This window comes from Blautia sp. Marseille-P3087 (assembly GCF_900120195.1).
Lineage (GTDB): Bacteria > Bacillota > Clostridia > Lachnospirales > Lachnospiraceae > Blautia_A.
This window is the reverse complement of record NZ_LT635539.1, coordinates 1010231-1024290: the sequence shown is the minus strand read 5'-3', so window position 1 is coordinate 1024290 and position 14060 is coordinate 1010231. Positions and strand designations below refer to the sequence as shown.

Genomic DNA, 14060 nt, shown 5'->3' with positions numbered 1-14060 from the left:
GCATGACTACACACGGAACCATAACAGTTGATACATCAGTAGATGAAAAAGGACTGAAAGTGGGAATCAGAGAAATCGAAGAATCTGCAAAGCGTGCAACTTCCTCACTGGAGAAGAATATTGGAGAGAAAACAAAGATTGCAATCCAGAGACAGATTGATGCACTGTCAAAGCTGAATAACCAGTATGTTCAGCAGGCACAGAAAGTTGACAATCTTAAGCAGAAAATCAAAGAACTGTCCGATCAGAAAGTAGAGACAGAAGGCTACAAAGATTTACAGAAGGAAGCGGACAGTCTTCTCGAAAAGTCAGTAGAGCTTGAACGTCAGCTAAGGGATTGGGCAGAGCTGGGAGTACCGGAAAACGCGATCAGCTTCAGGGAAGTAGAAAAAGAACTGGATTCCGTAATACTCAAAATGGAAGAAGTAGAACGACAGCAGAAAAACATGCAGGATACAGGTACTGCCTACATAAACCCGAAGGGTACAGAAGAATACCAGAATACGGCCGGAAAACTGACTGTAGAAGAACAGCGCCTGCAGGATATGAACAACCGATTATTGACATCCTATGCATCGATTGAACAAAAAATGAAAGAATGTAGTGAAGCTACGCTGGAAGCAAGTGAAGAAATCGAAGATTGTGGGGACGCTGCGCTGGAAGCAAGCCCAAAGGCAGAATCACTTGCAAATGCAATGCAGAAGTTTTCGGGTAAGATGCTTAATTCTGGACTGAACGGGGTTAAGAAAAAGATACACGAAACAATGCGTGCAGTAGATAATCTGGTAAAGAAATTACTGCAGATATCTTCCAACGCTGTGATCAGTGGGTTAAAGAGGATTTCCTCCGGTGTATTTGCAATACATAAGACTACTAACAAGAGCACCTTTTCATTGAAACGGATGCTTGCAACATCATTGCTGATGGCAGCCGTATTCAGGGGCATTTCCGGCGCTATGAGTGGAGTAACGACCGGATTCCAGAATCTGGCACAGTATTCACAGAGGACAAATGCAGACATATCCCTTTTGATGTCTTCGTTGACGCAGCTAAAAAACTCACTGGCAACTGCGTTTGCGCCGATTCTGACAGTGATAGCACCGATCCTGAGCAGTTTCATTGACATGCTCTCACGGACAGCTACGTATGTAGGAATGTTTTTTGCATCACTTACAGGACAGAAGACATTCACAAAGGCGGTTAAGGTTCAGGAAAATTATGCTGCAGGGCTGGGGAAAATAGCGACCAATGCAGATAAGGCGGCGAAAGCCCTTAAGAGATATCTGAGTCCACTGGATGAAATGTCAAGGTATGAAACTGAATCAGACAGTGATTCTGGTGCAAACTCTGGAGATGGCGGGTACACCGCACCTACACCGGGGCAGATGTTTGAGAAAGTTCCAATTGAGAACAAAATCAAAAAAATAGCCGATAAGATCAAGAAGTTTATAAAATCAGAGGATTGGGAAGGTCTGGGAAAATTCCTTGCTGACGAGATCAATAAGGGGATGCGGCATGTTTATGACGCTATCAGTTGGAAGAAAGCCGGACCTAAAATTACGAAATTTGTAAGAGCCTTTACCAGAACGTTTAACAGCCTGGTAAAATATCTGGATTTTGATTTACTGGGAAGGATGATCGGCGCCGGCGTCAATACCGCGATACGGACAGCGAATTTGCTGATCGGAAATGGCGGCATTGATTTTAAACAGCTGGGAAGTAAGATTGCACAGGGATTAAAAGGAGCCATCAGGGAAATAAGCTGGGTAGAACTCGGTAATCTCCTCGGCAATTACTTTATGATCTCTTGGCATTTGCTGAATGGTTTCGTTACCGACATGTCGAAGAAGAACGATGCCGGATTAACGGGCTGGGCTGAACTCGGAAAAGCCCTTGGTAAGGCTGTAAATGGACTTTTTGATAAAGTGGATTTTTCAGAAATTGCGATCACACTCACAACCGGACTGAATGGAACTTTTGAATTACTGGGAAATTTTACAAAGACAGTCAAATGGGATGATCTGGAAAAGAATGTGACCGATGGACTGAATACTGCATTTTCCAACATGAAATGGGAAGATGCAGGAAAATCTCTGAATGATTTCATTGGTAATCTGGTTGGATTCCTGGTCGGTATCCTTAAGAATACAAACTGGGAAGAATTTGGCGAAGGTCTTGGCACTATGCTGAGTGAAATTGACTGGGGAAAATACCTGTGGGATATGATCATTGCAATCAAAGATGCAATAGGAAATCTGTTTGACGGTTTAGAGAAAGGTGGTACGGCCGGAAAGATTGCTGCTTTTCTGGGTAAAGCATTTCTCGCTGTGAAGATAGCACAGATCACAGGTTTGGACAGTCTTATAAAACTACTGATAGGGGCAATTGGAAAGAAATTATTTACTTCTGAGAACATTGCCAGTATAGCAAGTTCGCTGAAAAACTTATTCAGTGGTGGTTCAAAAGAAGCAGGTGAGCTTTTGGGTGATCTTGGTGAAGCAGCAGCAGGATCCGGCAGTAAATTCGGGATGCTTGCAAAAGAACTTGCACCATTAGTTGGGGAAGCTGGTCTGATTGTTGGAGTTGCAGCCGCAGCGGTATATGCGACATCAAAAATTGCGGGAATGGTGGAAAGTATGCAGGGTGGTAATGGAATGACCACTCAATACGGTGGTTATTTACATGATTACGCAACACAACTTGCTGGCGTAGCAAAACTCACAAACAATCAATCGGAAGAATTATGGAAATTAATTGAAACCGATGAAGAACTTGGAAAATCGCATGATGAAATGTACGCTGATATGGTTAGCAAACTTTCTGAGTATGGTGTTTCAGCAGAGCAAGCTAGAACAGCTCTTGAGCAATACGGAGCGCAAGCAGGTATATCAGCAGAGTTTGTTGAAGGAATGACTGACAAAATATCTGCTCTTGGGGACGGTGTCTCTGAGACTGCTGGCAAATTTGATACCAGCAAAATTAGCGTGTCTGATCTGAAAGATACCTTATATCAGTTGACACTTAAATCTGATGAATTTGGAGGAGTTTATAAGACTGCATGGGATAAAATCAGTGAAGTACCTTACAGCAACACAACTGATGCGTTAGATGCTGTTTACACATGCCTAAAAGATGCCGGAGTGCCGCTTGACGAACTTGATAAAAAACTGCGTGAAGATTTCCCGAATGCAGTGCAGGCAACAAAGACCAGCATAGATGCATCTATGACAGGAGCACAGCAGACTGTAACGTCAACAACTTCGAAAATGAAAACGGATGCAGAAACAAATCTGGCAGGGGTTCAGAAAGCGGCAGAAGATGCAGCAGGTGGTGTGAATACTTCCACAGTGAAGAACTGGGGAAATTCTGCAGCAGAGGTCGATAAAAACCTTGACCAGATGAAACAGACGGCAAACCTGAAACTTGGTGAGATGCAGAAAACAGTGGATTCCCATTTTACGTCACAGTACAATGTCATGACAAAGAAATGGGAAAAAGCGGGAGAACGCATTTCACAGATTATTTCAAACATGGAGACATCGACAAGCAGACAGCTAAGCAAACTTGAAAGCCTGATGCAATCAGCCGGAACCAGAATGGGAAATAGGCTGGCAAGCGGAATCTCCGGAGCTGCAGCAGGAATCTCCAACACATTCAATGAAATCATCCGCAGGGTGAATAACACGATCAGTAACATTAATGGTGCAGTAGGAGGAATCGAACGTTCATTTACGTTCAATTACAATTATACAAATCCAATCACGAAATCGACTGGAAGATACAGTTCATGGCTTAGCCTTCCGCGAGTGAACAGTGTCCCGTATCTTGCAAGTGGTGCGGTTATTCCTCCGAGATCGGAGTTTTTGGCCGTGCTGGGTGATCAGAAGAATGGAAATAATATTGAGGCACCAGAAGCATTGATTAGAAAAATTTTCAGAGAAGAATCCGGAGGACAGAGTAACGGCGGCGGAAACTACCGCTTTGTTGCTCAGATGAACCGTAGGACGATATTTGATGAAATAATTGAAGAAGCAAAGCTCAGTCAGGACCGTACGGGAAGAAATCCGTTTTTACTGACGTAAGAGGTGGAATATGAAACAGGAAAAATTATTATTCAACGAAATTGAAATAAAACAGCCGGATTCGGGAAATTTGGGAGTCTCTTTCGATACAACGTACACAGACGATTCGGGACGGCCTATGAGCGGAGTTGCACTTGTTACTCCGCTCTTTACAGTAGAAGCTTACTCCTATAAAGCAACGGATCTTACTTTGCAGGAGATGTCTCAGATTCTTCAGATTGTGGCAAAGGGCAATAAATTCAAATGCAGGTATCTTTCTGCTTATCACGGTAAGTGGCGGACGGATGAATTCTACGTAGGGAGAGGCAGCTTGAACGTGGGATCATGGAAAACTGATGAAGAGGTATATGACAAATTAACTTTTAACCTTATAGGGGTGAACCCTTTATGATAAATACAAGTGTAGAATTTCGAAAAACAATGCGCCAGAGGACGAACTTCAAACCATCAGCAAGCATATTGTTTGCGGATGGGCGGATGGTAAATCTTACGGAGCATGATCTTTCAATAAATGGAAATGAATTGACAGATGGAGCTGGGAGCAATAGCTTTCCACTGGGGGTAGCAATTGGTCGGGCTTTTTCAATGGAAATCAGGAATCAGGATCAACGATTTGAAGATTACAGCTTTTATATGGCTACTATCCAATTGCAGTTACACTTCGAATTGGGTTCTGGAATCAATGAGACTATCTATCTGGGAAAATTCACAGTAACAAGCCCAGAAACTTACGGTACGACTATCACGGTGCAGGCTGTGGATGACATGTACAAAGCCAATACGAGCTATTCCACGCAGCTGGTGTTTCCGACAACATTGGGTGAGATGGTAAGAGAATGTTGTGCGCAATGCGGTCTCCCACTGGGTTCGGCAACTTTCAAGAACAGTAATTTTTCCATCAAAGCAAAACCAGAAAATATAAGTTGTCGTGAGGTGTTGGCACAGGCAGCAATGATTGCTGGTGGATATGCCAAGGTTGATAGAAATGGTTACCTACAGATCTGTTCATATGATCTGTCAGTATTTGAGTGGGAAGGTGCAGGCAATGGAGGAAGTTTCGACAATAGTGAGAGCTTAGAATTTTATGCGGATGGCGACAATATTAATGGTGGAAATTTTGACGATTATTCTTCGGGCGATGTGTTCGATTCTGGGACATTTTTGTCGATGGATGATTTTCACATGTTCTATGATTTTCTTTCACCGCCACAGACGGATGCAGATGACGTGGTCATAACCGGAATACAGATTACCGATATGGCAGGAAAAATACACCTCTGCGGCGAAGAGGGATATATCCTGAGCATAGAGAACCAGCTTGCAAAAGGAAATGAGCAGAGCGCGGTAAATGCAATTGGAAAACTGATTAACGGTTTCAAATTCCGAGCTTTTTCGGGAGAATATATAGGTTATCCGATTGCAGAGTTTGGGGATATCTGTTATGTCATTGATCAGAATGGGAACACATATCAGTCAATATTGACAGACATTACATACCGATTCAACGGAAAAACGTCCCTGAAATGCAGTGCAGACAGTCCACTGAGAAATAGCAGTAAAAAAACTTATAATTCAGATTATATCAGAGCAGTGATTGCCGCCCGGAATTACACTAATCAGGAAATGTCTGCCTACGACCTTGTCGTTCAGCAGATGAGCCAACTCGCTGCCAACACATTAGGTTTCCACGAGACAAAAATCATCCAGGACGACGGATCTGTAATCGTGTACCGGCACGACAAACCGAAATTATCCGAATCCAAAATTGTCTACAAATCCGGTATTGATGGTTTCTTTGTAACGAAAAACTACACTGGCAAAGACTCCACCACAGTCTGGAAAGCAGGATTCGACAGTAACGGCAATGCAGCCCTCAACATCCTTTCCGTGATCGGTATCCACTGGGATTGGGCATATGGTGGAACGTTGAGCCTGGGCGGTGTAGGTAACGGGAATGGGGTATTAAAAGCTTATGACGCAAAAGGTAAGCTCGTATCAACATTATCTAACAATGGTTTACAGTTTTACAATGATAAGGGATTGACAACTACATTAATACAAGATGGGAAAATCATTATCTACAAGGATCCCATAGACTACGCTGACATATCGGCAGGGAACACAATAGAATATTCGGCAATTAGGATTCTCGATGGTTCTATAACTCCAGTTTCTGGCGGTTTGGAACTGGATGAAGAAGATGGAAGCATCACAGGAATAGAATTTGAAGGATTTGGAATTTCCATAAATAATGAAAACGATAATTATTTTGACGGAACCTTTGAGACTCTTGAAACTGAAAACTTTTCTTGCAGTAACGGGGGGGATGTGCATCTTGATAGCATTGAAATAAAAAATGTAGTGAATATAGCGAATACTCCAGACCAATATGGTACTTATGCAACATATTATAAAGATGTGGATTTCCGCGGCGGCATTACATTGCACAAATATCCAACAGTCACAACTGGATACAACTGTTACATCAACATGAATACTTTCCAATTATCCAAATTTAGTTCTTCTTCCGAACGCTATAAAATTCTTGGAACAGAGCTATCTAAAGAATTTATCGACAACCTGTACAATATCAAACCAATAATGGCACGATACAAAGACGGCTATCTTGACGAGCATGATGAACGCGTAGGAATAGATTTTCCGATGTTCAATGCCGATGATGTTAACCAATATTTCCCTTTGGCGGTTGACCACGTAGACGGAAAGCCTGAGAACTGGAACGAGCGTATTATGATCCCGGCAATGTTTGCAATGATCAAACAGCAGAAAGAAGAAATTGAATCCCTGAAACAGGCAGTCAAAGAAATGAGAGGTAACTAACATGGCAATAACAATGAGACACGGCCCGTACAACAAATTTGATTCTCAGAAACTCCGCACCGGTGAGCTTGCAGTAGTGACAGAAGGGGATCCTCACGCATCGGACGGAAAAGCAATCTACCAGTGCTTTTCCCCGGGCGATGTTAAACGTATGGCAACCTATGAAGATATGGTAGATCAGATCGACGAGGCCGGAGGGGAAGCCATCGACAATCATATCGAGGAAAAAGTTGGAGTAGCCCTGAAAGCCTGTGAGAATGCCACAAAAGCGGCACAGGACGCAAAGACGAATGCAGACAAGGCAGTTTCCAGTGCGAATACTGCGGCATCGAGCGCAAGCACTGCAGCTAATACTGCAAATAAGGCGGCCGAGACCGCGTCCAAGGCAGCAGAGGATTGCAAGAACCTGATTGATGAGAAACATGTGGCAGAAATTGAAAAAGCAGTGCAACAGTCACTCATGGTAGATGCTGTAGCTGGTACTGTGACCGGTAAGACAGTAACAGATCTTCCGGAGAATACAGCACCGGCAGATACAGATTGCTTTTTGGGGGCTACGGGAAATGTGGTAAAGAAAACAACCGTTGCGCAGGCAAAAGAACTTTTCGGTGTATCTTCTGGATTGAAATTATTGGCAGCCACAACGGTTAAATTCAAAGTTCCGTCTATTGCGAGTGGAGCGTATACAGGAAATATAACCACAGCATTTAAAGTTGTTGATGGGGCAACCGTATTTGTTCCGGTGTATCTGGCGAGCGGATGGCTTACACCTTCAAGCTGTTCGGCTATTGCCGGCAGCCTGAAGGTAGGCTTTGTCAACCCCACTGCAAACACACATAGCACCGATGCAACATTTCTTGTTTTACAATTTGCTGAATTTTAGAGGAAAGAAACATGAACACTAACATACCAACAATTACAGTTGATCCAGAACTGAGAGAACTGATCTTACCATCAGAAAAACTGGTTCTGGGTATTAACGGAGATGTGGAAGTTAATGCAGTACAATTCCAGCTCCCACTTACATATAGGGAACTGGAATTGAAAAAATTAACCCCACGCATTAATTATGTCAATGCCAACGGTGACACAAACTATTATGAGACAGTAATGAAATCCGATGAATCCAACTGTTACTTCATCTGGCCAATCACCCCGGATATTACGGCATACACCGGACATGTAAGATTCTCCCTCACCCTGTACCAGACAGAGGGAGACAACATACTCCACAAATTCAACACCCGGTCTGCTACTGGTCGGGTATACACAGGATTCGAAGCAGAAAAACAGGTCACTCCGGAGCAACAGCAGACATTACTAAGCAAGCTGGAAACCCAGATCAAGGCAGACCTTAATGACCATACTGAAAGGCTTAAAAACGAGCTCACCGAAAAAGGCAAAGAAATCCTTGACGGCTTCGGAGAATCCGGAAACGTATCTGAGGAACTGAAAACCATCAAACAAGATCTCGGCACCAAACTAACCGCCCCCCCAACTCCCGAAGCTGGTAAAATCCTTAAAATCAAGTCCGTCAACGAAGATGGCACATTCACTTGCGAGTGGGCTGATGGTGGAAGTAACTTGGATGTGCGGATTAATGGTGAGAGTATTGTGCAAGACGGTGTGGCGGAGATACCGATATCTTCGCATGATACTCTTGGATTGGTATACACCGACAACTCGGCCGGAGGCTATACTACTGGGCTAATGAATCAACAAGGAAGATTAAAAGTAAATACCGCAAGCATTGACGATGTAAATAAGAGACGTCTTAGAAAAGAAATTGATTGTTCCAACTTTGATTACGCCGTCAAAGCCGCCATGTGTGACGGAAAAGGTGCTGCATGGACAGCCGAGGAACAGGCGACGGCTAGGGAGAGGATGGGGATTATTTCAGAAGATGATTTTGAATTAATAGCAACTGTGAACCCATCCAAAGAAGAAATTGTCAGTTCTATGTTAATAGATTTAGCCGAACCTATAAAAGCAAATTTTTATATTGTTTGTAACATAGGAATCACAGACAAATCACTAAATTATGTGAACATTCCACGACTTCAATTGACGATTAATGATTACACTACATGGATGTATCAATCTCTACAAAAAAATAGTACAGAATTACGATATATGTTAATGCAGATACCGATATGTAAAAAAAGCGGGCTTGTTATTTTATCCAATCCTATACCTATAAATAATGATTTTCAGTCAGGTACAAACCTTGTTGGAAATGGATTAGGAATAGCACCATACAGTGATCGTAATTATTCAAAAGGAATAACCAAAATAAACATTACAGCGAAAGATAACTACTCAGCAGGATATTTTTCGAAGAATACTGTGTTCACAATATATGGAAAACGTATATAGAGCGGGGTAATGATAGTGAGCAAAATAGCAGAATACAAACAAATCAATACAAGAACAGAATCCTACACAGTAACCGTTCCAGCAGAATACGATGAAGAGGGCAATCTCATCTCCGAAGAACACGAAGAAACCCGTACCCGTGAAGTACCAGTAATGGGAATGGTCTACAGAGATATGACACCCGAAGAGATTGCCGAGTTGGAGAAGATTCAGACGGAACTCCCAGAAGAACAACCAACTCAGGCAGATCGTATCGAGGCACAGGTTATGTACACGGCACTGATGACAGACACATTATTAGAAAGTGAGGAATAGAAATGTTTGAGAAAATTAAGAGATTTTTCAACCTGCATCTGTACACGAAGAAACAGATCAGACAGTTTTGTGGCAAGGGTGTAATCACCCCGGAGCAGTATAAGCAGATTACCGGAGAAGAGTACTAAGAGGGAAAGCATATGAAAATCAGAGCAGAGCCGCAAGGCTCTTATTTTAATGTCAATTTGCGCCGGCGCAACCGGAGAAAGGATAAAAATATGAAAGAAAATTATATTAAAGCATTTTTTACAGCGGTGTTTGCACTGATCAGCTCAGTTCTGGGAGTACTTGCAGTGCCGGTTCTTCTGATGGTAGCATGCAATGTCCTTGACTATGCCACAGGACTCATGGCATCTACATATAGATCACAGGACATTAACTCTTATAAGAGTATCCGAGGAATTATGAAAAAGGTATGCATGTGGCTTCTGGTAGTGGTAGGGGCAGTGATTGATCAGCTGCTCTTATATGCATCCCAGACCGCAGGTATTACATTACCATTTACGTTCCTTGTGGCATGCATCGTAGCCATCTGGATCATCTGTAATGAGATCATCAGTATTCTGGAAAATATCAAAGACATGGGAGTAGCAATCCCGGCATTTCTTCTTCCAATCGTGGAGCACGTGAAGTCACAGGTAGAAGAAAAAGTGAATATGGATAATAAAGAGGATTCAGGGGACGAGTGATCGTCCCCTGTTTACTATATAGCAGGAGGGATGATAGATGGAAATAAAAGGAATTGATGTATCTGCGCATCAGGGCAAGATCAACTGGGACACGGTCGCTGCTTACGGCATGGACTTCGTGCTTCTCCGAATAACTGAACTTGGAAATGTAGTGGATTCGTATTTTGAAACCAACTTTGCCGGATGCAATAAACACAAGATCCCGGTCGGAGTATATAAGTATTCGTACGCAATGACCATCGCGGAGATCCAGTCAGAAGCCCGTAAGGTAGTATCAACACTTAACAGCCGGAAGATTCAGTTCCCGGTATTCCTTGATCTGGAATATCACAACCAGCGAACGCTCGGAGCAGAGAGTATCCACAAGATGGCGGATGCCTTCCGGAAGATCATCGAGGCAGCAGGATACAAGTTTGCAATCTACTGCAACCTTGACTGGTACATGAACGTGATCTGCAGCCATCTCAGAAAATATGAGTTCTGGATTGCCCGCTATCCAGCCAATGACAACGGTACCCTGCAGGAGAGACTCCGGCCGGATATTGGTGTTGGATGGCAGTACAGCTCAAAAGCGAAGATTCCGGGAATTTCCGGTAACGTAGACAGAGATGTATTTTACAAGGACTATGCAGAACCAAAGAAGGAGGAAACAGCAGTGGCGAAAACAAAATTACAGGAGTTCACCGATCTCGGTGATTATTATGCAAACAATGGCGGCAATAAACCGTATCTGGAAAAACGGACAAACGCTTATCTTGACGATTTCCAGAAAAATGCCGGATACAATAACTACACCAAATTTGCCCGTGATGTCAACAGCTGGGGACAGCCGGGATGTCAGGCGCAGCCATGGTGTGCAGAATATCAGTTCTGGAAGTTGGCGAAAGTCTTAGGTATTACAAAAGCATTACAGATCATGGGCGGTGGATTTTACAACTGTGTGTCAATCACCAACTGGGCGAAGAAAAATGGTACATGGCACAGCACGCCAAAAGATGGATCACTTGTTATCTTCCGTGATGGCTCTCACATCGGATCTGTCCGCTCTTATAGCAATACGTACATCTACACCAACGAAGGAAACACTTCAAGTGCAGCAGGAGTCATTACAAACGGCGGATCCTGCCGAAATAAACGCTATCTTCGCAGTGATCCGGTAATCGACGGCTATATCTGGATTACATGGGGAGATGAGAAAACTTCTACAGAGACATGGAAAGCAACCGGCACGGTCACATCTACAGTTGATGCCCTGTACATCCGCGAGGAACCGAATGGTTATGTCCTCGGACAGATCAACAAGGGAAATCGTGTAGAAATCAACGGCGAGAAATCCGGTATGTGGACAAAAGTCAAGGTTGCAGGTATTGGCATCGGATGGGCTGCTACTAAATATCTGCAGGTTGATGGAACATCAAACAAGTCAACCACAATCACCAACAAACAGGATAAGACACAGCGACTCTTTGTTGGAAAAGTAACGGCAACATCTACGGATGTTCGCACGTGGGCTGGAACGAATTATCCTACTATTAAGAAATGGCCGAAACTTGCAAAAGGAAATCTCATTGACATAATGAATTTCACGCAGAAGGCCAAGAATGGTACATCATGGTATTATGTCCGCATTGCAAACAAGTACTACGGCTTTGCGGCTGCAAAAGACATCAAGAAACAGTAATATAAGAAGAAACTCCGACAGGTACCCATCTGCCGGAGAAATATTGTATCATCATTTTGCCTACGATTTGCCTACCGTTTGTAGAAAACGGTATAGTATAATAGGAAATAATAGAACGCAAAAATAAAGTTAAAACACAGATAAACGTTGCAATTACAAGGATTCTAGGATAGAATAGACAACTGTGGAATACACCCAAAAACTCAAAATTGTTTTATGAAGTATATGGAAACCTTAGAGTACTAATGCCAAATATGAACATTCCATGAAATCAATAAAAAGGGTTGCATTCTGCATAGAAATATGTTACAACATTGTTACGAAATGTTAATAAACTATACCGCAGAAAGCAATAAGATGCTGCCGGTACGCTGGCGGCATTTTTTATGTATATATACAGGAGGAGATTATGGAAACGATGATTGATATCATTGATGTAAGTAAATCGTATGGAAAAGGCCTTCCGGCAGTAAACCATGCCAACTTACATGTAGATAAAGGAGAATTCGTCTTTGTTGTCGGAAGCAGTGGATCTGGTAAGACAACTCTGATCAAACTTCTTATGAAAGAACTTGACAGCACAAGCGGCCAGATGATCGTCAGCGGAGAACGTCTGGAAAAAATGAAACACCGCCGTGTGGCAAAATACCGCCGTAAACTTGGCGTTGTATTTCAGGATTTCCGTCTGCTGAAAGACCGTAATGTGTACGAAAACGTTGCATTTGCGCAGCGTGTCATCGGAAGACCGACACGTGTGATCAGAAGACGTGTTCCGGAAGTGCTTCAGGAAGTCGGACTTGCAGAAAAATACAAATCATTCCCAGATGAACTTTCCGGTGGTGAGCAGCAGAGAGTTGCACTTGCGAGAGCACTGGTGAATCGTCCGGATATCCTTCTGGCAGATGAGCCGACCGGTAACCTTGATCCGAAGACTTCAGAAGAAATCATGAAACTTCTCGAGCAGATCAATGAGCGTGGTACGACAGTTCTTGTAGTAACCCATAATAAAGAAATCGTTAATGCAATGAAAAAACGAGTGGTTACCATGCATGACGGTGTGATCGTCAGCGACGAGAAGGAAGGAGAATATCATGAGGCCTAGTACGATCTGGTATACCCTCAAACAGGGAATTAAAAATATAAAAAGAAACTGGATGTTTTCACTTGCATCCATTATCACAATGGCAGCCTGTATTTTTCTGGTCGGAGTTTTTTATTCACTTGTGACCAATGTGGATAATATTGCACACAAAGTAGAGCAGGAAGTACCTATTACGGTTTTCTTTGATGAAGGAACGACGGATGAGCAGATGCAGGAAGTCGGAAATCTGATTCAGGCACGTCAGGAAGTAGAACGTGTCGAATTTGAATCAGGAGATCAGGCATGGCAGAATTTCAAGGATAAATATTTTCAGGGATCCGACGCAGCAGATGGATTCAAAGACGATAATCCGCTTGTGAACTCATCTAACTATCAGGTTTATCTGAATCAGATTGAAAAGCAGACAGAACTGGTAAATTATATTCAGGGTCTGGATCATGTTCGTGAAGTTAACCAGTCTGAACAGGCGGCCAATACACTTGGAAGCTTTAACAAACTGGTTTCCTATGCATCCATTATCATCATTGCAATTCTTCTGCTGATTTCTGTTTTCCTGATCAGTAATACCGTTTCTGTAGGTATTTCTGTACGTAAGGAAGAAATCGGAATCATGAAATACATTGGTGCGACTGATGCATTTGTACGTGCGCCGTTTGTTCTCGAAGGTATGGTCCTTGGTGTGATCGGTGCGGCAATTCCGCTGGTGGCACTGTATTTCCTGTACAATACAGCAGTTGAATTTATTCTGACGAAGTTTAATGTATTGACCGGAGTGGTTGATTTTATCCCGGTATGGCAGATTTATCAGGTGCTTCTTCCAATCGGACTTCTTCTGGGAATCGGAATTGGCTTTATTGGAAGTATCTGGACTACAAGAAAGCATTTAAGAGTATAATAAAATATCAATATCACGCGGCATGGGACTTTTGGTTCCATGCCGTTTGTGGTATATTAATAAGCAGACAGGCTTAAGG

11 protein-coding genes are annotated in these 14060 nt (G+C 42.9%); all 11 read left to right on the top strand.

Going from position 1 to position 14060, the window contains the following annotated elements:
• Positions 1–2 precede the first annotated feature (2 nt).
• The 11 genes from BQ7344_RS04835 to ftsX all read left to right on the top strand — a co-directional run bounded on the left by BQ7344_RS04835 (position 3) and on the right by ftsX (position 13981).
• A complete protein-coding gene (locus BQ7344_RS04835) occupies positions 3–4082 on the top strand; it encodes a hypothetical protein (protein WP_072521653.1) in 4080 nt (1359 codons plus the stop codon).
• A gap of 10 nt (positions 4083–4092) precedes the next feature.
• Complete coding sequence (locus BQ7344_RS04830) at positions 4093–4473, top strand: hypothetical protein (RefSeq protein WP_072521652.1); 381 nt, start codon at positions 4093–4095, stop codon at positions 4471–4473.
• On the top strand, positions 4470–6923 hold the full coding sequence (locus BQ7344_RS04825; RefSeq protein WP_072521651.1) for a hypothetical protein: 2454 nt from the start codon (positions 4470–4472) through the stop codon (positions 6921–6923). The genes BQ7344_RS04830 and BQ7344_RS04825 overlap by 4 nt, the downstream gene beginning before the upstream one ends.
• A gap of 1 nt (position 6924) precedes the next feature.
• Positions 6925–7806: a hypothetical protein gene (locus BQ7344_RS04820; RefSeq protein WP_072521650.1), complete on the top strand. Its 882-nt coding sequence runs from the start codon at positions 6925–6927 to the stop codon at positions 7804–7806.
• An 11-nt stretch (positions 7807–7817) separates the two neighbouring features.
• The gene (locus BQ7344_RS04815; RefSeq protein ID WP_072521649.1) at positions 7818–9299 is read left to right on the top strand and encodes a hypothetical protein; all 1482 of its coding nucleotides are present in this window, start codon (positions 7818–7820) and stop codon (positions 9297–9299) included.
• Positions 9300–9314: 15 nt separating this feature from the next.
• The gene (locus BQ7344_RS04810) at positions 9315–9614 is read left to right on the top strand and encodes a hypothetical protein (protein WP_143143536.1); all 300 of its coding nucleotides are present in this window, start codon (positions 9315–9317) and stop codon (positions 9612–9614) included.
• 2 nt (positions 9615–9616) lie between these two features.
• On the top strand, positions 9617–9742 hold the full coding sequence (locus BQ7344_RS04805) for an XkdX family protein (RefSeq protein WP_072521647.1): 126 nt from the start codon (positions 9617–9619) through the stop codon (positions 9740–9742).
• A 90-nt stretch (positions 9743–9832) separates the two neighbouring features.
• On the top strand, positions 9833–10303 hold the full coding sequence (locus BQ7344_RS04800) for a phage holin family protein (RefSeq protein ID WP_072523356.1): 471 nt from the start codon (positions 9833–9835) through the stop codon (positions 10301–10303).
• Between the two features lie 37 nt (positions 10304–10340).
• Positions 10341–11984, top strand: coding sequence for a GH25 family lysozyme (locus BQ7344_RS04795; protein ID WP_072521646.1), 1644 nt, complete (start codon positions 10341–10343; stop codon positions 11982–11984).
• A 418-nt stretch (positions 11985–12402) separates the two neighbouring features.
• Positions 12403–13086 carry a cell division ATP-binding protein FtsE gene (gene ftsE / locus BQ7344_RS04790; protein ID WP_072523355.1) on the top strand — a complete coding sequence of 228 codons (684 nt, stop codon included), beginning with the start codon at positions 12403–12405 and terminating at the stop codon, positions 13084–13086.
• Entirely contained in the window at positions 13076–13981 is a 906-nt protein-coding gene (gene ftsX, locus BQ7344_RS04785) for a permease-like cell division protein FtsX (RefSeq protein WP_072521645.1), read from the top strand. Before ftsE ends, ftsX begins: the two co-directional genes overlap by 11 nt.
• The last annotated feature ends 79 nt before the right edge of the window (positions 13982–14060 follow it).